The 17119-nt window shown below is 72.6% G+C and carries 13 protein-coding genes; 3 read left to right on the forward strand and 10 right to left on the reverse strand.

Translation table 11 applies throughout. The features are described 5' to 3' along the window. Positions 1-40: 40 nt before the first annotated feature. From STRBO_RS0132150 to STRBO_RS0132170, 5 genes are all read right to left on the reverse strand, one after another. Positions 41-1336: an RNA polymerase sigma factor gene (locus tag STRBO_RS0132150; RefSeq protein ID WP_028796959.1), complete on the reverse strand. Its 1296-nt coding sequence runs from the start codon at positions 1334-1336 to the stop codon at positions 41-43. A gap of 213 nt (positions 1337-1549) precedes the next feature. Further along, positions 1550-3451, reverse strand: coding sequence for a DNA primase (gene dnaG / locus STRBO_RS0132155; RefSeq protein WP_005479094.1), 1902 nt, complete (start codon positions 3449-3451; stop codon positions 1550-1552). A 112-nt stretch (positions 3452-3563) separates the two neighbouring features. Further along, complete coding sequence (locus STRBO_RS0132160; protein ID WP_005479096.1) at positions 3564-4829, reverse strand: NAD(P)/FAD-dependent oxidoreductase; 1266 nt, start codon at positions 4827-4829, stop codon at positions 3564-3566. Positions 4830-4933: 104 nt separating this feature from the next. Next, a complete protein-coding gene (locus STRBO_RS0132165) occupies positions 4934-6280 on the reverse strand; it encodes a deoxyguanosinetriphosphate triphosphohydrolase (protein ID WP_005479098.1) in 1347 nt (448 codons plus the stop codon). Between the two features lie 148 nt (positions 6281-6428). Further along, on the reverse strand, positions 6429-7289 hold the full coding sequence (locus STRBO_RS0132170; RefSeq protein WP_005479100.1) for a sirohydrochlorin chelatase: 861 nt from the start codon (positions 7287-7289) through the stop codon (positions 6429-6431). Between the two features lie 343 nt (positions 7290-7632). Between STRBO_RS0132170 and STRBO_RS0132175 the strand changes: the two genes are divergently transcribed. Next, a complete protein-coding gene (locus STRBO_RS0132175) occupies positions 7633-8247 on the forward strand; it encodes a SanA/YdcF family protein (RefSeq protein WP_237547372.1) in 615 nt (204 codons plus the stop codon). An 8-nt stretch (positions 8248-8255) separates the two neighbouring features. Here STRBO_RS0132175 and STRBO_RS0132180 read toward each other — a convergent pair whose 3' ends face one another. Next, positions 8256-8783 (reverse strand): hypothetical protein, encoded by a 528-nt coding sequence (locus STRBO_RS0132180; protein ID WP_005479102.1) that lies wholly within the window; start codon positions 8781-8783, stop codon positions 8256-8258. 332 nt (positions 8784-9115) lie between these two features. Here STRBO_RS0132180 and STRBO_RS0132185 point away from each other — a divergent pair, with 332 nt between their 5' ends. Both STRBO_RS0132185 and STRBO_RS0132190 read left to right on the forward strand, forming a co-directional pair. Continuing rightward, a complete protein-coding gene (locus STRBO_RS0132185; RefSeq protein ID WP_028796961.1) occupies positions 9116-11260 on the forward strand; it encodes a molybdopterin oxidoreductase family protein in 2145 nt (714 codons plus the stop codon). 153 nt (positions 11261-11413) lie between these two features. Beyond that, the gene (locus STRBO_RS0132190) at positions 11414-13861 is read left to right on the forward strand and encodes an alpha-galactosidase (RefSeq protein ID WP_005479105.1); all 2448 of its coding nucleotides are present in this window, start codon (positions 11414-11416) and stop codon (positions 13859-13861) included. Here the strand turns inward: STRBO_RS0132190 and STRBO_RS0132195 are convergent. Genes STRBO_RS0132195 through STRBO_RS40695 form a run of 4 tightly spaced genes read right to left on the reverse strand, consistent with a single transcriptional unit; the run spans position 13858 to position 17059 of the window. Beyond that, positions 13858-14310: a gamma-glutamylcyclotransferase family protein gene (locus STRBO_RS0132195; RefSeq protein ID WP_005479106.1), complete on the reverse strand. Its 453-nt coding sequence runs from the start codon at positions 14308-14310 to the stop codon at positions 13858-13860. The two genes, STRBO_RS0132190 and STRBO_RS0132195, sit on opposite strands and share 4 nt — an antisense overlap. 26 nt (positions 14311-14336) lie before the next feature. Then, positions 14337-15248, reverse strand: a complete 912-nt coding sequence (locus STRBO_RS0132200; RefSeq protein ID WP_005479107.1) for a TIGR03943 family putative permease subunit — start codon at positions 15246-15248, stop codon at positions 14337-14339. Then, on the reverse strand, positions 15245-16489 hold the full coding sequence (locus STRBO_RS0132205; RefSeq protein ID WP_020115408.1) for a permease: 1245 nt from the start codon (positions 16487-16489) through the stop codon (positions 15245-15247). Before STRBO_RS0132205 ends, STRBO_RS0132200 begins: the two co-directional genes overlap by 4 nt. 24 nt (positions 16490-16513) lie before the next feature. Then, positions 16514-17059: an SsgA family sporulation/cell division regulator gene (locus tag STRBO_RS40695; RefSeq protein WP_005479112.1), complete on the reverse strand. Its 546-nt coding sequence runs from the start codon at positions 17057-17059 to the stop codon at positions 16514-16516. Positions 17060-17119: the final 60 nt, after the last annotated feature.

Consider the following 17119-nt stretch of genomic DNA (forward strand, 5'->3'; position numbering starts at 1 on the left):
TTCTCAGACCCACCGGAGTCGCGCTCGACAACGCGCCCCCTCAGTCCAGGTAGCCCCGCAGCTGGTCCGCGAAGGCGTGGTCGCGGAGTTTGTTGAGGGTCTTGGACTCGATCTGCCTTATGCGTTCCCGGGTCACCCCGAAGATGCGGCCGATCTCCTCCAGCGTGCGGGGGCGGCCGTCCGCCAGGCCGTAGCGGAGTTGCACCACCTTGCGTTCGCGTTCGCCGAGGGTGGAGAGGACCGCCTCCAGGTGCTCGCGCAGGAGGAGGAAGGCCGCCGACTCCACGGGGCTCGCCGCGTCGCCGTCCTCGATGAGGTCGCCGAGGGCCACGTCGTCCTCCTCGCCCACGGGGGCGTGCAGGGAGACCGGTTCCTGGGCGAGGCGGAGCACCTCGCTGACGCGTCCGGGGGCGAGGTCGAGGTGGGCGGCCACCTCGTCCGGCGTGGGCTCGTAACCGCGCTCCTGGAGCATGCGGCGCTGGACGCGGACGACCCGGTTGATCAGCTCGACCACATGGACGGGGACACGGATCGTGCGGGCCTGGTCGGCGAGGGCGCGGGACATGGCCTGACGGATCCACCAGGTCGCGTACGTCGAGAACTTGTAGCCGCGGGCGTAGTCGAACTTCTCGACGGCGCGGATGAGGCCCAGGTTCCCCTCCTGGACCAGATCGAGCATGGTCAGCCCGCGGCCGACGTAACGCTTCGCCACCGACACCACGAGCCGCAGGTTCGCCTCGATGAGGCGGCGCTTGGCCATGCGGCCCATGACGACCAGCTTGTCGAGGTCGAGGGCGAGCCGGGTGTCGAGGTCGGAGGCGTTGCCGAGCCGCTCCTCGGCGAAGAGGCCGGCCTCGACGCGGCGGGCCAGTTCGACCTCCTCCACGGCCGTCAGGAGGGGGATGCGGCCGATCTCGCGCAGGTACTGGCGGAACAGGTCGGAGGACGGACCGCTGGTGTCCGTGCGGACGCGCGGCAGTTCCACGGGCTCGGACTCGGGGGGTTCGGCCGGTTCGTCGAGTTCGGGCGGGTCGTCCGGGGCCGCCTCGGGGTGGTGCGCGGCGCGGCTCTGGGCGGGCACCGCGCCGATGACATCGGTCTGCGCGTCCGGCTCCGCACCGTCGCCGCCGACGGCCGTACCGGTGTCGTTCTGTACGAGGGTCTGGGTCTGCACGGGGGCGACCTCCAGGAATGTCGCTGCCCGGGCGTGCGGCAGCGGTACGTCTGGGATGGCGCGGGCGGCCTCTCCGCCGTCCATCCCGTACTCATCGAGCGGAACCGCGGGGATCTCGGACCCATGGGGGACGGGTCGGCCGCGCTCCGAGGACTCAGGCACCGCCACCCAGTGTGGAGTACGACACACAGCCGCCACGAGGGGCGTGCGGTGACTTTTTGCGTCCGGCCCGTGACCGCACGGTTACCGTGGCCCACGAGTGCGCTGCTGGGAGGGCCGTACAGCGCTGGTGGGCCGTTCGGAGCGGGGTGGCTCCGGCGCGGATTGGCATGTGCTCCGGGGACGTGCGCGGCGGGGGCGCGGGCCGGCACGGGCTCAGAGCGCCTCCGCGCCCCGCTCCCGCAACGCCTGGTCGTACTGCTGGAGCACCCACAACTCGTTCTGTACGGCGGCCAGCTGGGCCGGGTCGCCCTGGGCGGCCGCCCTCGCCAGGCTGCCCTGGACGTCGCGCACCCGGCGCTCCACGGCCCGGCGGCGCACGGTGACCAACTGCGCGCCCGCGTACACCTCGTCGACCGTCCTGCGCATGATCGCCTCGACCGCCAGCTCGGTCACCATGGCCCGCACCGTGTCGTCCGGCGCCGCCTCGCGGACCCGGACCAGATACTCCTGCGGGTCCTCGGCACCGTACTCGACGCCACCGGCCTCGATGATCGCCACGCGGACGGCCGCGTAGGGGGCGGCGGTGAACTCGTCGACCCCGTACGCGTCGAAGGCGGGGGCGACCAACTCCGGGCGCTGGAGGGCGAGCTTGAGGAGTTCACGTTCGGTGGCGTAGACCGGGTTGCGCAGGGTGAGGGCCGGGCCGGAAGGGGGGCGGACGGTGGACTCGTACGGCTGGGCCGAGCGCTGTGCGGTGGGGGCGGGACCCTGGCCGCCCCGGTCGCGGGCCCAGCGGGCGAGCTGGGCGACGCGCTTGACGACGAACTGGGTGTCGAGGATGCCGAGCATCCCGGCGAGCTGTACGGCGACCTCGTGCTGCGCGCCGCTGTTCTTGATGCGGGCCACGACGGGCGCCGCCTCGTCGAGGGCGGAGGCACGGCCCGCCGGGGTCTCCAGGTCGTAGCGGGCGACGATCTTGCGGAGCGCGAACTCGAAGAGCGGGGTGCGGGGTTCGGTCAGTTCGACCACCGCGTCGTCGCCCTTGGCCAGGCGCAGCTCGCAGGGGTCCATGCCGTCCGGGGCGATGGCGATGTAGGTCTCGGCGGCGAACTTCTGGTCGTCCTCGAAGGCGCGCAGGGCGGCCTTCTGGCCGGCCGCGTCGCCGTCGAAGGTGAAGATCACACGGGCCGAGCCGTTGTCCATGAGCAGCCGGCGGAGGATCTTGATGTGGTCGCCGCCGAAGGCCGTGCCGCAGGTGGCGATGGCCGTGGTCACTCCGGCGAGGTGGCAGGCCATCACGTCCGTGTAGCCCTCGACCACGACGGCCCGGCTGGCCTTGGCGATGTCCTTCTTGGCCAGGTCGATGCCGTAGAGGACCTGGGACTTGCGGTAGATCGCCGTGTCCGGCGTGTTCAGGTACTTCGGGCCGTTGTCCGACTCGTAGAGCTTGCGGGCGCCGAAGCCGACCACGTCGCCGCCGATGTCGCGGATGGGCCACATCAGCCGGCCCCGGAAGCGGTCGATGGGGCCCCGGCGGCCCTCCTGGGACAGCCCGGACAGCAGCAGTTCCTTGTCGGCGAAGCCCTTGCCGCGCAGGAAGCGGGTGAGGTGGTCCCAGCCCTGGGGGCTGTAGCCGACGCCGAAGTGGACGGCGGCGGCCTGGTCGAAGCCGCGCTCGGCGAGGAAGATCCGGCCGGTGTCGGCCTCGGGGCTGGTGGCGAGCTGTTCCGCGTACCACTCGGCGGCGATCTTGTGGGCCTCGACCAGGCGGATGCGCTCTCCGCGCTGGTGGGAGGGGTTGTACCCGCCCTCCTCGTAGCGCAGGGTGATGCCGGCCTGGGCGGCGAGGCGCTCGACGGCCTCCGAGAAGGAGAGGTGGTCGACCTTCATCACGAACGTGATGGTGTCGCCGCCCTCCTGGCAGCCGAAGCAGTGGAACAGTCCCTTGCTCGGGCTGACCTGGAACGACGGCGACTTCTCGTCGTGGAAGGGGCAGAGGCCCTTGAGGTTGCCGCCGCCCGCGTTCCGCAGCTGGAGGTACTCGGACACCACGGCGTCGATCGGGACCGCGTCCCGAACCGCCTTCACGTCCTCGTCGTTGATCCGTCCTGCCACGCGGTGATTCTACGGTGGCCCACTGACACGGATGTGCTGCGGAAGGGGCACGGGGACCCGCGGGGCCGGTCGCACCCGGTCCGCGGCCGCCCCGGCCCCCTCCGGCGGCCGGCTAGGCGATCAGGCTCTCCAGCGGTACCTGGGGGTTCGCGAGCGCCTCGACGTCCACGGCGGCCCGGGACCCGATCAGCTTCTGGATCGGCTCGGTGACATCCCACACGTTCACGTTCATCCCGGCGAGCACCCGCCCCTCCTTCACCCAGAACGCGACGAACTCCCGCTTGCCCGCGTCCCCGCGGATCAGCACCTGGTCGTACGACCCGGGCGGCGCCCATCCCGAGTACTCCATCCCCAGGTCGTACTGGTCGGAGAAGAAGTAGGGCACCCGGTCGTAGGTGACGTCCCTGCCGAGCATCGCGCGTGCGGCGGCCGGGCCGCCGTTGAGCGCGTTGGCCCAGTGTTCGACCCGCAGCCGGGTGCCGAACAGGGCGTGCGGGAAGGAGACGACGTCACCGGCGGCGTAGATGGAGGGGTCGGACGTGCGGAGCTGCGCGTCCACCGCGATGCCCCCGCCCTCGGACCTGTCGGCCAGCTCCAGTCCGGCGGCCTCGGCGAGGCCGACCCGGGGTGCCGCTCCGATGGCCGCGAGGACGTCGTGCGCCGGGTGCTCCTCGCCGGTGTCGGTGCGGGCCGCGAGGACCATGCCGTCCTGGCCGACGATCTCGGTGAGCCGCGCGCCGAAGCGGAAGCGGACGCCGTGCTCGCGGTGCAGTTCGGCGAAGAGGTTGCCCAGCTCGGGGCCGAGCACACCGTGCAGCGGGGTGGGTCCCGGCTCCACGACGGTGACCTCCGCGCCGTACTCGCGGGCCGCGGCCGCCACCTCCAGCCCGATCCAGCCGGCGCCCGCGATCACGAGGTGGCCGTTGTCCCGGCCGAGCGCGGCGAGGACGCCCTTGAGGCGTTCGGCGTGGGCGAGACGGCGCAGATGGTGGACGCCCGCGAGGTCGGTGCCCGGGATGTCCAGGCGGCGGGGCTCGGCGCCGGTCGCCAGCAGGAGCGTGTCGTACTGGACGAGGGTGCCGTCCTCGCCGAAGCGGACGGTCTTGGCCGTACGGTCGATCGCGTCGACGGTCTGGCCGAGGTGCAGCTCGATGTCGTGGCGCGCGTACCAGGACGGTTCGTGGACGAAGACGCTGTCGCGCTCGGCCTTGCCGAGGAGATAGCCCTTCGACAGCGGCGGGCGCTCGTAGGGGTGGTCCCGTTCGTCGCAGATCAGTATCACGCGGCCGGTGAAGCCCTCCGCTCGGAGCGTCTCGGCCGCCTTCGCGCCGGCGAGACCGCCACCGACGATGACGAATGTCTGATCCGCGTCGACCACTTGATGCCTCCTCTTGAGGTTGCGTCCACATGCGAGCGTCCCGCACACAGCGTGATGCGGGAAGAGGGAGTGACCCGATCAGGCCACGGAGGGTCACGTGTCAGTCATATCCCCGTATACCCCTGTCCCGTCCGCCCCGTCAGTCTCGCGTGCAACGTGCGGGCGGAGGGGTCGGTGAGCGAGGCGATCTGGTCGACGATCACCCGCTTGCGGGCACGGTCGTCCGGCGCCTCGTCGAACAGTGCGCGGAACTGGGGTTCGAGCCCCTCCGGTGCGCGGGCGGTGAGCGCCTGGGCCAGCTCGGCGACGACGATCCGCTGGTCGGCGCGGAGCCGTTCCTGCTCGGCGCGCTGCATCACGTACCGGTCGGCGACGGCCTTGAGGACCGCGCACTCCAGGCGCGTCCCGCGCGGGACGACCAGTTCGGCGGCGTACCGGGTGAGGGGGCCGCTGCCGTACGCCTGCCGGGTGGCGCCCTCGGCGGCGAGGCAGAAGCGGCCGATGAGCTGGCTGGTGGCGTCCTTCAACCGGGCCTGGGCGACGGCCGTCCCGTCGTAGCCGTGCGGCCACCACTCCTGGTCGAGGAGGCGGTCGAGGGCCGCGGCGAGTTCGGTCGGGTCGGTGTCGGCGGGTGCGTAGCGGCCGCGCGCGACCTCGAAGACCGCCTGGCGTTCGGGCTCGGCGTGCAGGCAGTTGGGGTCGATGTGGCCCGCGTGGAGGCCGTCCTCGACGTCGTGGACGGAGTACGCCACGTCGTCGGACCAGTCCATGACCTGGGCCTCGAAGGTCGTGCTGGTGCCGGGGGCGCCCTTGCGGACCCAGTCGAACACCGGGCGGTCGTCGTCGTAGACGCCGAACTTGGAGGACTGCGGGTCGGTGGGATGGGCGCCGCGCGGCCAGGGGTACTTGGTGGCGGCGTCCAGGGCGGCGCGGGTGAGGTTGAGGCCGACGCTGACGAGTTCGCCGGTGGTGTCCGAGGGTGCGAATCTCTTGGGTTCGATCCTCGTCAGCAGGCGCAGGGACTGGGCGTTGCCCTCGAAGCCGCCGCAGTCCTCGGCGAACTCGTTCAGCGCCTGTTCGCCGTTGTGGCCGAACGGGGGGTGGCCGAGGTCGTGGGAGAGGCAGGCCGCCTCGACGAGGTCCGGGTCGCAGCCGAGGGCGGCGCCCAGCTCGCGGCCGACCTGGGCGCACTCCAGGGAGTGGGTCAGGCGGGTGCGGGGGCTGGCGTCCCAGGCGAGGCTGCGGGTGCCGGGGGTGACGACCTGGGTCTTGCCGGCGAGTCTGCGCAGGGCGGCGGAGTGCAGGACGCGGGCGCGGTCGCGTTGGAAGGCGGTGCGGCCCGGGCGTTTGTCGGGCTCGGGGGCGTAGCGCTCCGCGGAGGGCGGGTCGTAGGCGGGCGGGGTGTCGTGGCTCGCGGCGGTGTCGTGGCCGAGGGGTGTGGTGCCTTCCATGATTCGACAGTACGGGGAGGGTGTGACAAATGGGTGCCTACTCGTCCGCCGGGTGCGGTGCGTGGGCGAGTGCGGGCGCCGTGGCTTGCCGCGCGGTTCCCCGCGCCCCTGGAGGGGCGCTGCTGCCGCCCGGGGCTTCCCCGGCCCCCTATGCCGTGGCCAGCGCCGGCAGTGGCCTCGTCCTGCTCGTCAGGGACTCGTCGTAGCGGTGGAGGAGCAGGGTCACCATGGCCGGGTGGGCGCCCAGGGGGGCCGCGGTGATCCAGGGGGCCGCTTCGGCGCACTCCCTGGCGAAGCGGCCGGGGGCGGTGAAGTAGGAGGCCACGGCTATGCGGGTGCGGCCCTGGGCGGTGAGGGTGCGGACGGCTTCGGGGACGGTGGGGGCGGCGGCGGAGGCGTAGGCGGGCAGGACGGGGACGCCGAGGCGGTCGGCGAGGAGGCGGGCCGTGCGGCCGGTGTCCTCGGCGGCCTCGGGGTCGCGGGAGCCGGCGGCGGCGAGCACCACGGCGCTGGTGCGGCGGGCGGCGGCGCTCATCCGGGTGCGCCAGCCGGCCTCGACGAGACGGGCGTGCAGGGTCTCCACGAGGAGGGGGTGCGGGCCGAGGGGGGCGGCCAGGCGGGTGCGGGCCTCGGCGGCGGCCGCCATCTCGGGGATGTCCTGCTTGACGTGGTAGCCGCGGCTGAGGAGCAGGGGGACGAGGACCGCTTCCCGGTCGCCGAGGGCGGCGAGGGTGTCGGGGAGGAGGGGCTCGTTCAGCTCGATGTGACCGAGGTGCACGGCGAGGCCGGGGCGCCGCTCGCGGACGCGCTCCATGAGGGTGCGCACGGTCGCCAGGGCGCGCGGGTCCCGGCTGCCGTGGGCCACGAGGACCAGGGCGGGCGCTGCCGGGCGGGGGCTTCCGTCGCGGGAGACGCGGCTGAGCTGGGCGGCCAGCTGGTCGGTGATCAGGTTCATGATGTGCGCCGTACTGTCGAGGTCCGCGTTCGACTTGCTCGTCGTCGCCGTCATGGATCAATGGTGCCGGGGGGAGGTTGCCTGCCCGTTGCACGGTGGTCACGGGTGTTTTCCAGCGGTTCACCGCGCGGGATGAGGGTGTGTGAGCCCACGTGACCTGGCGTTTCCACTCGTTCGAGTGAAGCTTGTCACGCCTGGCGGTGAACCGGAGCGACACGGATGACGTCTTCGTTGGTCGGAAGGACGGGCGCGGTGGGGCCCGTCGGAAACAACCAGGACACATTCGGGGACGCCTTCGGGGTCCGGGAGACGGGGGTGGGCCGCCGTGAGGCGTGTCGGGCGGGTGGTGCGGCTGCCGCGTACGCGGACGGGCCGGCGGCGGGCCGTGCAGGTGGTGATGCTGCTGTGCGTGCTGGCACTGCTGCCCTCGACATGGATGTTCACGGCGGCCGGCGACCGGCTGCGGAGCACGGCCGACGTGCCGCGCACCGAGGTCGCGATGGTCTTCGGCGCGGGGCTGTGGCAGGGCGAGCCGTCCCCTTACCTCGCGCGCCGGCTGGACGCGGCGGCCGAGCTGTACCGCTCGGGGCGGATCAAGGTGGTGCTGGTCACCGGGGACAACAGCCGCGTGGAGTACGACGAGCCGGACGCGATGCGCGGTTATCTCACCGAGCACGGCGTGCCCGACGACCGCATCGTCAGCGACTACGCCGGGTTCGACACCTGGGACTCCTGCGTCCGCGCCAGGAAGATCTTCGGCGTGGACCGCGCGGTGCTCATCAGCCAGGGCTTCCACATCCGCCGGGCGGTCGCGCTGTGCCAGGAGGCGGGCGTCGAGTCGTACGGCGTCGGCGTGCAGGACCGGCACGACGCGACCTGGTACTACGGGGCCACCCGTGAGCTGTTCGCGGCGGGCAAGGCCTCCCTGGACGCGCTGTTCGAGCCGGACCCCCGCTTCCTCGGTCCTGAGGAAACGGGGGTCTCGAAGGCGCTGGCGTCAGCGGGTCGGTGAGCGCGCCGTCAGTGCTGGACGGTGCCCCAGGTGCCCTGGTCCACGGCGCAGCCCCACTTCTTGCCGTCCGTGGTCTTGCCGTAGACGGCGAACTTCACCTCGTAGAGGTCGGTGCGCAGCATGCGGGTGCTGACCTTGAAGGCCGCGCTCTTGCCGGGCTTCAGCGTCTTGGCGGCGACCTTGACGATCTGGTTGGTCTTCTGAGTGATCTTTGCGCCCCTGGTCGTGACCGTCGCCTTGCCGAAGCGCAGGCTCTTGGTGTTGGTCACCTTGAGGCTGACGTCCTTGAAGGTCACCTTCTTGCTGGAGTTCTTGAGACCGAACCGGAGACCGCCGTTGGTCACCCAGTTGTTGTTGTCCACGTAGAACTTCTTCAGGTAGGTGATCTTGATCGGGCAGCTGGCGGCCGCCTGCGTCCCGACGGTGGGCTGCGACCCGGTGGACGCGGCGGACGCCGCACCGGCGAGGCCCAACTGGGCGGCGGTGAGAGCACCGGCGGCCCCCAGGACGGCGACGGTGGTGCGCATACGGTTCACGGTGTTTCCTCTTCCCCCTACGGCCCTCGCACGGGCCATGTGACAGGACGTACGCCACACCGGGACTCGCGGCTCGGTCCCCGTTCGATCCCCGTTGTCGGTGGCGCCTGTCGTTCTTAGCACGCACGGGCCGAACACGTGGACGGTAAGTGCTTGCGCGGGCGCCTACGGTGACAGAACCGGGACATCGTCACACCCGTCGTTCACCCCGCGCGCCGCGACGGCTCCGACCGGCTCCTCACGCCGGGCGCGGGCGCGCCGGGAGGTCCCCGTGCCGGTGGCGTAACGAGGAGCGTCCCGGCGCGTAACACGTCCGCCGCACGCTGGGCGGTATGCCGAACTCCGCGACGCCCACCCACTGCCCGTACTGCGCCCTGCAGTGCGGAATGAACCTGACGCCCGGTGCGGACGGGACCGAAGGGGTCGTAGTGGTCACAGAGCGCGCGGACTTCCCGGTGAACCGGGGAGCGCTGTGCGGCAAGGGCCGTACGGCGCCGGCGGTGCTCTCGTCCCGGGTCAGGCTGACCAGTCCCTTGGTCAGAAGGGCGGGCGTCCTGGAGCCCGCCACCTGGGACGAGGCACTCGACCGGATCGCCGAGGGGCTCACCCGCACGCGGACGGAACATGGCCCGGACGCGTGCGGAGTGTTCGGCGGCGGCGGGCTGACGAACGAGAAGGCCTACGCGCTCGGCAAGTTCGCGCGGGTGGTGCTCGGCACCTCGCAGATCGACTACAACGGCCGGTTCTGCATGTCCTCGGCGGCGGCCGCCGGGATGAAGGCGTTCGGGCTCGACCGGGGGCTGCCGTTCCCGCTGGAGGACATCCCGAGGACGGGGTGCGTGATCCTCGTCGGCTCCAATCTCGCGGAGACCATGCCGCCGGCGCTGCGGTATCTGACGGAACTGCGCGAGAACGGCGGCACGTTGATCGTCATCGATCCGCGCCGCACCCGTACGGCCGAACAGGCCGACCTGCATCTGTCCCCGCGTCCCGGCACCGATCTGGCCCTGGCCCTCGGCCTGTTGCACCTGATCGTGGCGGAGGGGCGCACGGACGAGGAGTACATCCGCGAGCGGACGAGCGGGTGGGAGGAGGCCCGTGCGGCGGCCATGGCGCACTGGCCGGAGTACGTGGAACGGATCACGGGGGTGTCCGTTCCCGAACTCCGCGAGGCGGCACGGATGTTCTGCGAGCCGGAGCACGCGATGGTGCTCACCGCGCGCGGCCCCGAGCAGCAGTCCAAGGGCACGGACACCGTCGGCGCGTGGATCAACCTCACGCTGGCGACGGGCCGGGCGGGCCGGCCGCTGTCCGGGTACGGCTGCCTCACCGGGCAGGGCAACGGGCAGGGCGGGCGCGAACACGGCCAGAAGGCGGACCAGTTGCCCGGCTACCGCAAGCTCGTCGACCCCGAGGCACGGCGGCACGTCGCCGAGGTGTGGGGCGTGGACCCCGACAGCCTGCCCGGACCGGGCCGCAGCGCGTACGAGCTGCTGGACGCGCTCGGCGGCGACATCAAGTCGCTGCTGCTGATGGGCTCCAACCCGGTGGTGTCGGCGCCGCGTGCCGCACACATCGAGGAGCGGATCAAGTCCCTGGACTTCCTGGCCGTGTGCGATGTCGTGATGTCGGAGACGGCACAGCTCGCGGACGTCGTGCTGCCGGTGACGCAGTGGGCGGAGGAGACCGGCACGACGACCAATCTGGAGGGCCGGGTGTTGCTGCGGCGGCGCGCGATCAGCCCGCCCGACGGGGTCCGCAGCGATCTGGAGGTCATGCACGGGCTGGCCGACCGCCTGGGCGTGGAGAAGGGCTTCGCGACCGATCCCGAGGAGGTCTTCGAGGAGTTGCGGCGGGCCAGCGCCGGTGGCCCCGCCGACTACTCCGGGATCACCTACCGCCGGCTCGCGGAGGAGAACGGGGTGTTCTGGCCCTGCCCCGCGCCCGCCGGCGACCTGCCCGTCGCCGACCTGCCCGCGGGCGACCTGCCCGCCGTTCCGGGACCCGAGGCGCACCCCGGCACCCCGCGGCTGTTCCTCGACCGGTTCGCCACGGATGACGGCCGGGCCCGGTTCGTGCCCGTCTCGCACCGGGCGGCGGCCGAGGAGCCGGACGCCGAGTACCCGGTGCTGCTCACCACCGGGCGCGTGGTCGCCCAGTACCAGTCGGGCGCCCAGACCCGGCGGGTCGACGAGCTGAACGCCGCCGCGCCCGGCCCGTTCGTGGAGCTGCACCCCCGGCTGGCCGAGCGGCTCGGCGCGGTGGAGGGTGCCCCGCTGGCCGTGGTCTCCCGCCGGGGCCGGGCGGTGGCCCCGGCGCGCATCACCACCGCCATCCGCCCCGACACGGTCTTCATGCCGTTCCACTGGCCGGGCGAGGGCCGTGCCAACACCCTCACCAACCCGGCCCTCGACCCCACCTCCCGCATGCCGGAGTTCAAGACGTGCGCCGTGCGGGTGGAGACCGTGGGCGAGTGAGGTCGAGCCCGGGATCGGGCTGATGACGGTTGAACATTCATGCTTTCCCTTACGTTGATCCCGTGTGGTTGTCCCGACGCGTCGCCATGGTGGGGACGGCGCGGGCGCGGCTCGCCGTGACCACATGGGAGTACAGCCGACCCGGGGGATCGCATGCCGGAACACGACAACGACAGTCACCGCTGGACCGACTCGTTCCCGTGGAGCCTCTCCTACCGCTGGGGGCACTCCGCGCTGACCGCCGACTTCGACCTGAGCGGTGACACGCCCCGGCTGCTGCGCGTCCGCCACCCCGGCGAACCCGAACCGGGCCCCGAGGAGGCCGGGACCGACCGCTCGCTGCCCCTGGTGGACCTGGTTCTGCTCGGCGACGGCACGGGCTGGGCGAGACCGCGCTTCACGGGGACGGCGATCGGCGGGCGTCTGCGGTACCGGGCGCACCACTCGACGTACGGGGCGGGGATCGACGGGGCGGGGCTCGACGGGGCGGGGTCGGCCGCCGCGTCGGGGTCGGCCTCCGGGTCCGGGTCCGGGTCCGGGTCCGCTGCCGACTCCGGGTCCGGTTCCGGATCCGGGTCCGGGTCCGGGTCCGGTTCTGGTTCCGGATCCGGCGAGAGTGACTGCTGGCATCGGCTGACGTTCGAACTGCACGACCCGGTCAGCGGGTTGACCGCCTTCGTCGAGTACGCCTCGCCGGACGGCGTCCCCGTGCTGCGTTCCCGGGTCCGGCTGCGCAACGACGGCGCCGGGACGGTCACCGTGCGCTCCGTCGGCAGTCTCCTCCTCGGCGGGCTCCCCTCCCCCGACGAACTGTCCGTCCTGCGGGCACGCAACGACTGGCTCGCGGAATGCCGTTGGTACACCGAGCCGCTGCGGGACTCCGTGCCCGACATCGACCACCGGGTGCACGGCGGCAACGGACACGCGGCGGCACGCCTGGCCGGGCGCGGCAGCTGGCCCACCGACGGGCATCTCGCGATGGGCGCACTCCGGCACCGTACGGACGACCGCACCTGGCTGTGGCAGATCGAGTCGGCGTCCAGCTGGGTCTGGGAGGCCGGCGAGTCGGCGGGCCGGACGTATCTGGCGCTCGGCGGCCCCACGTACGACGAGCACCGGTGGCGCGCGGTCCTGGAACCGGGCGCCGACTTCACGACGGAGTGGGCGGCCCTCGCCCTCGGCACCCGCTTCGACGGCGCCCTGGCGGCCCTGACCACCTACCGCCGAGCCGTACGCCGCCCCCACCCGGACCACACCCGGCTCCCGGTGGTCTTCAACGACTACATGAACACCCTGATGGGCGACCCGACCACGGAAAAGCTGCTGCCGCTCATCGACGCGGCGGCGGAGGCGGGCGCCGAGTACTTCTGCGTGGACGCGGGGTGGTACGACGACGGGGACGGCGGGGACGACGGGGAGGACGGCGGGCGCGGGGAGCGCGCGGGCACGGACGACGCCGACTCGCCCGGGGGGTGGTGGGACAGTGTCGGCGCCTGGCTTCCGTCGGCGCGGCGCTTTCCCGGTGGTGGTGACGTGGGTGGCACGGGTGACGGTGGCGGTGGCGGTGGTGATCCCGCCGCGGGCATCCGGGTCGTGCTCGACCGGATCCGGGAGCGCGGGATGGTGCCGGGGCTGTGGCTGGAGCCGGAGGTCATCGGGGCCCGCAGTCCGCTGGCCGGTGAGCTGCCCGCCGAGGCCTTCCTGCGGCACGAGGACGGCACCCGGGTGACCGAACAGGGCCGCCATCAGCTGGATCTGACCCACCCGGCGGCCCGCGCCCACCTCGACGGGACGGTCGACCGCCTCGTCGGTGAGTGGGGCGTCGGCTATCTGAAGCTCGACTACAACATCACCACCTCGGCGCCGGCCCACCTCGCCCACTCCCGGGCCTGGCTGTCCTGGCTGGCCTCGATCCTGGACCGCCATCCCGGGCTCGTCGTCGAGAACTGCGCGTCCGGCGGTATGCGCATGGACGGCGCGTCGCTGGCCGTGGCCCAGCTCCAGTCCACCTCCGACCAGCAGGACCCCCTGCGCTACCCGCCCATCGCGGCCGCCGCCCCCACCGCCGTGCCTCCGGAGCAGGGTGCCGTCTGGGCCTACCCCCAACCGTCCTTCACGGACGAGGAGATCGCCTTCACGCTCGGCTCCGCGCTGCTCGGCCGCATCCATCTGTCCGGCCATCTGGATGGAATGACGGACCATCAGATCAAGCTGGTGCGGGACGCGTTGACGGTGCACAAGGCGATCCGGGCCGACCTGCGCACCTCTCTGCCCTTCTGGCCCCTCGGACTTCCGGGCTGGACGGACGACTGGATCGCGCTAGGACTGAGACCGCCGGTCGCGGGGGCGGGGCCGGTGTACGTCACGGTCTGGCGGCGGGGCGGCGACACCGAACGGTCCCTCACCATGCGGCCCTTCGCCGTCCCCCGCGCCGGCACGGGCGCGCCGCGGGTGGAGGTCCTGCATCCGTCCGCGACCACCGCTACGGCCGCCTGGGACGGACCGGACCTGCGCGTGCGCCTGCCCGAAGCCCCGTCGGTCCTGCTGCTGAGGCTGACTCCGTCCGCGTCGCCGGAAGGGATACGGGGCGGCGCGGCCTAGGCGGAGGGCGGCAGGCGGTGGCCCCGCCAGTCGCCGCCCTCGATCAGTTTCCCGCCGGCCCGCAGGCCGGCGGCGACGGCCGGGGCCGCGACGTACACCCAGGCCCGTACGACCGTGCCGTCGTCGAGGATCGCCGGGCGTTCCACCCGTTCGTAGAGGTTCGCGGGGTCGCCCGGGGCGTACTCCTCCAGCTCGTCCAGGGCGCGCAGGAGTTCGGCGTAGGACTCGGTCCGGGCGATGACGAGTTCGCCGATCACCGCGCCTCCTCCCCCGCGGCCCCCGCCGGTCTCCTCCACGGCCTGCTCCACGGCGTAGGGGTACCCGGGGCCGTCGTACAGGGCCATGCCACGCATGCCGGCGGGGCGCTCGGCGCGGGTGCGGCCGCGCAGGAAGAGGTCGTGGTTGACCTCTCCGGGGCGGAGGGTGCCGTAGACGAAGAAGGGGAGCACCGTACTCCTCCGGCGGGTCGAGCGGATCAGGAGGCTGGGAGGGGGAGGCCGTCCGTGTAGTCGTTGTACGGGCGGGTGATCTTCTTGAGGCTGTGGGCGTCGAGGGCCGCCTCGGCGGAGTTCGTGCCGAGGGTGCCGGCGTGGTGCCAGGTACCGGTGAGGGTGACCCAGGTGTCGGCGGGCGGAGCCGGGGTGTCGTGGACGCGTACCTTCACGAACTGGGCGTCGGCGGCACAGCAGCTGAAGATGACGCGGGTGAGGTACCAGCCGGCGTCCCCGGCGCCGTCGCCCGTCCCGGAGGAGGTCGCCTTGTCCGGGGTGACGAAGCCGGTCAGCTGGACGGTGCGGCCCTCGATGGCCCGGTCGCGGTCCTGCTGCACCCGGCGGGTGAAGTCCGTGAGGGTCATCGGGAGCGGTGAGGTCTTGGGCAGGGGGTCGAACGCGTCCTGCTCGGTGATCGTCACCGCCTTGGGGGGCTCACGGGAGGCGGTGTACGCGCCGATGGCCGGCGGCGCGTAGAACAGCAGGCTCAGGGCGGGGAGGAGCAGGAGCCAGGCGACTCGGGGCGGGGTGGAGTGATCGTGACCGTGGCCGTCCTCGTACTCGCCGTCGTCCTCGTGCTCGTCGTCGTGCTTGTGCTCGCCGTCGTGCTCGTGCCCGTCGTCGTGCTCATGCCCGCGCTCGTGCTCATGCCCGCGCTCGTGCCCGTCGTCGGGCTTGTGCCCGTCGTCGTGGCGGTGCTGGGCGACGGTCCTGCTCCGCCTCCACAGTGACCACGCCTCGGCCGCGCCCAGCACGAGCAGCAGCGCGCCCGAGGCGACGAGGAGGGGGTACATGCCCTTCTTGACGTATCTGAGGTAGTGGTCGGTGAGGAGGGTGGCGTGCAGGAGGCCGAGGCCGCAGAGGAGGAGAAGGAGCGCCTGCAGGGGTCGTTTCACAGCAGGACGGCTCCGATCAGGACGCTGCACAGGATCGCGACGACGACGGTCGCGCTGGAGAAGCGGACCGCGAAGGCCCGGCCGAAGGTGCCCGTCTGCAGGGCGATCAGCTTGAGGTCGACCATGGGCCCGACCACCATGAAGGTCAACCGCGCGGTCGGTGAGAAGCCGGTGAGGGACGCGGCGACGAAGGCGTCGGCCTCGGAGCACACCGAGAGCAGGATGGCGAGCGCGGCGAGGAACAGCACCGACAGCCAGGGCGAGTCGGCGAAGGTGTCGAGCACGGTACGCGGGACGAGGACGTTGAAGGTGGCCGCGGCCATCGCGCCGACGACGAGGAAGCCGCCCGCGTGCAGGAAGTCGTGCTGGAAACCGGTGCGGAACTCGTTCCAGCGGCTCTGCCCGGGCCGGTGTCCCGTGTGACGCGCGACCGGCTTGAGCCACTCCGCGCGCCCCAGCCAGAGCCACAGCCAGCCCATTCCGGCGGCCGTGACGAGGGAGGCGAGCAGCCGGGCCAGCACCATCTCGGGGCTGCCGGGGAAGGCGATGGCCGTGGCGGTCAGGACGATCGGGTTGATGGCGGGCGCCGACAGCAGGAACGCGAAGGCGGCGGCCGGACTGACCCCTCGCCGGATCAGACTGTGCGCGACCGGCACCGAGGCGCACTCGCACCCGGGCAGGATCACCCCGGCGGCACCGGCGACCGGGACCGCGAGCGCCGGCCTGCGGGGCAGCACCCGGGTGAACACCCGCGCCGGTACGAACGCGTTGATGGCACCCGACAGAGCCGTGCCGAGCAGCAGGAACGGCAGCGCCTGCACGGCGATGGAGAGACAGACGGTCCGCCACGCCTGTACGGCCGGTTCCTCCATCCACCTCGCCATGGCGAACAGCGCGACACCGGGGACGACGGCCGCGCCGAGGAGCAGCAGGGGCCAGTGACGGGGCCAGGCCTGGTCGGGGGGCGCGTCGGAGCCGGGGGGCGCGTCGGAGCCGGGGGCCGCGTCGGAGCCGGGGGCCGCGTCGGTGTCAGGGGGTACGTCGGAGCCGGGGGCCGCGTCGGTGTCAGGGGGTACGTCGGAGCCGGGGGCCGCGTCGGAGCCGGGGGGTGTCATCCGCCCGGCCGTCGCCGCTTCCGGGCCGGCCGCCGTCCCGTGTGGCCCGGCCGTCGCCGCCGCTTCGGCCGGTTCATCTGTCTTCTGCATGCCCACTCCGCACATCCGGACGTTCGGGTCGAACATAGCGGGCGCTCCGGGCTGGCCGTCTCAGACCCCGTCCAGCAGGGACGCGAGGCCGCCTTCGAACGCCGGACCGAGGGTCTCGCCGCCGAGCGCGACGACGACGTACGAGCGGCGCAGGAAGCGGCGGAGAGTGGATGTGTCGAAGCGGATCATGGCCATGCCGTGCGGTGAGCGGAGTTCCACGACGGTGTGGGCCGAACCGTGGGGCCACAGGTGTACGTCGCCGATGCCGGTCGGCCTGTCCAGCCCCTCCGCCAGCAGGGCGCGAGCGAACGCCCAGGTCACGTTCACGTCGTCGGCGGAGACGCCGGCCGGGAAGTCGATGTGCACGGCGAAGGGGTCGTCCGGGGTGTAGCGCAGGGTGGTGCGGACCGGGACCTCGTCGTAGTCGGGGGTGATCAGGCGGGCGCGGGCGCGTTGTTCGAGAGCGGGGGGTGTGGGCATGGTGGGCTGCGCGGGGTGCATGAGCGGTCTCCAGTTCAAGCACGTCTGGTGCTTCGGGTCCTTCGGGTCCTTCAGGCGCTTCGACTTCTTCATGCGGTTCAGGCCCTTCGGATGCTCGGAGGCCACGGGCTCGTGTGTTCGCCAGTTGTCTCTTCGGGTGACACCAGGTCCGACTGCGCCAAGGCC

This window comes from Streptomyces bottropensis ATCC 25435 (assembly GCF_000383595.1).
GTDB classification, from domain to species: Bacteria; Actinomycetota; Actinomycetes; order Streptomycetales; family Streptomycetaceae; genus Streptomyces; species Streptomyces bottropensis.

Bases quoted from the DNA above. Each gene is read 5' to 3' on its own strand.
- STRBO_RS0132165 (WP_005479098.1), bottom strand. From the start codon at position 6,280: ATGGAAGGCACCACACCCCTCGGCCACGACACCGCCGCGAGCCACGAC.
- STRBO_RS0132170 (WP_005479100.1), bottom strand. From the start codon at position 7,289: ATGACGGCGACGACGAGCAAGTCGAACGCGGACCTCGACAGTACGGCG.
- STRBO_RS0132175 (WP_237547372.1), top strand. From the start codon at position 7,633: ATGCTGCTGTGCGTGCTGGCACTGCTGCCCTCGACATGGATGTTCACG.
- STRBO_RS0132185 (WP_028796961.1), top strand. From the start codon at position 9,116: ATGCCGAACTCCGCGACGCCCACCCACTGCCCGTACTGCGCCCTGCAG.
- STRBO_RS0132190 (WP_005479105.1), top strand. From the start codon at position 11,414: ATGCCGGAACACGACAACGACAGTCACCGCTGGACCGACTCGTTCCCG.
- STRBO_RS0132205 (WP_020115408.1), bottom strand. From the start codon at position 16,489: ATGTTCGACCCGAACGTCCGGATGTGCGGAGTGGGCATGCAGAAGACA.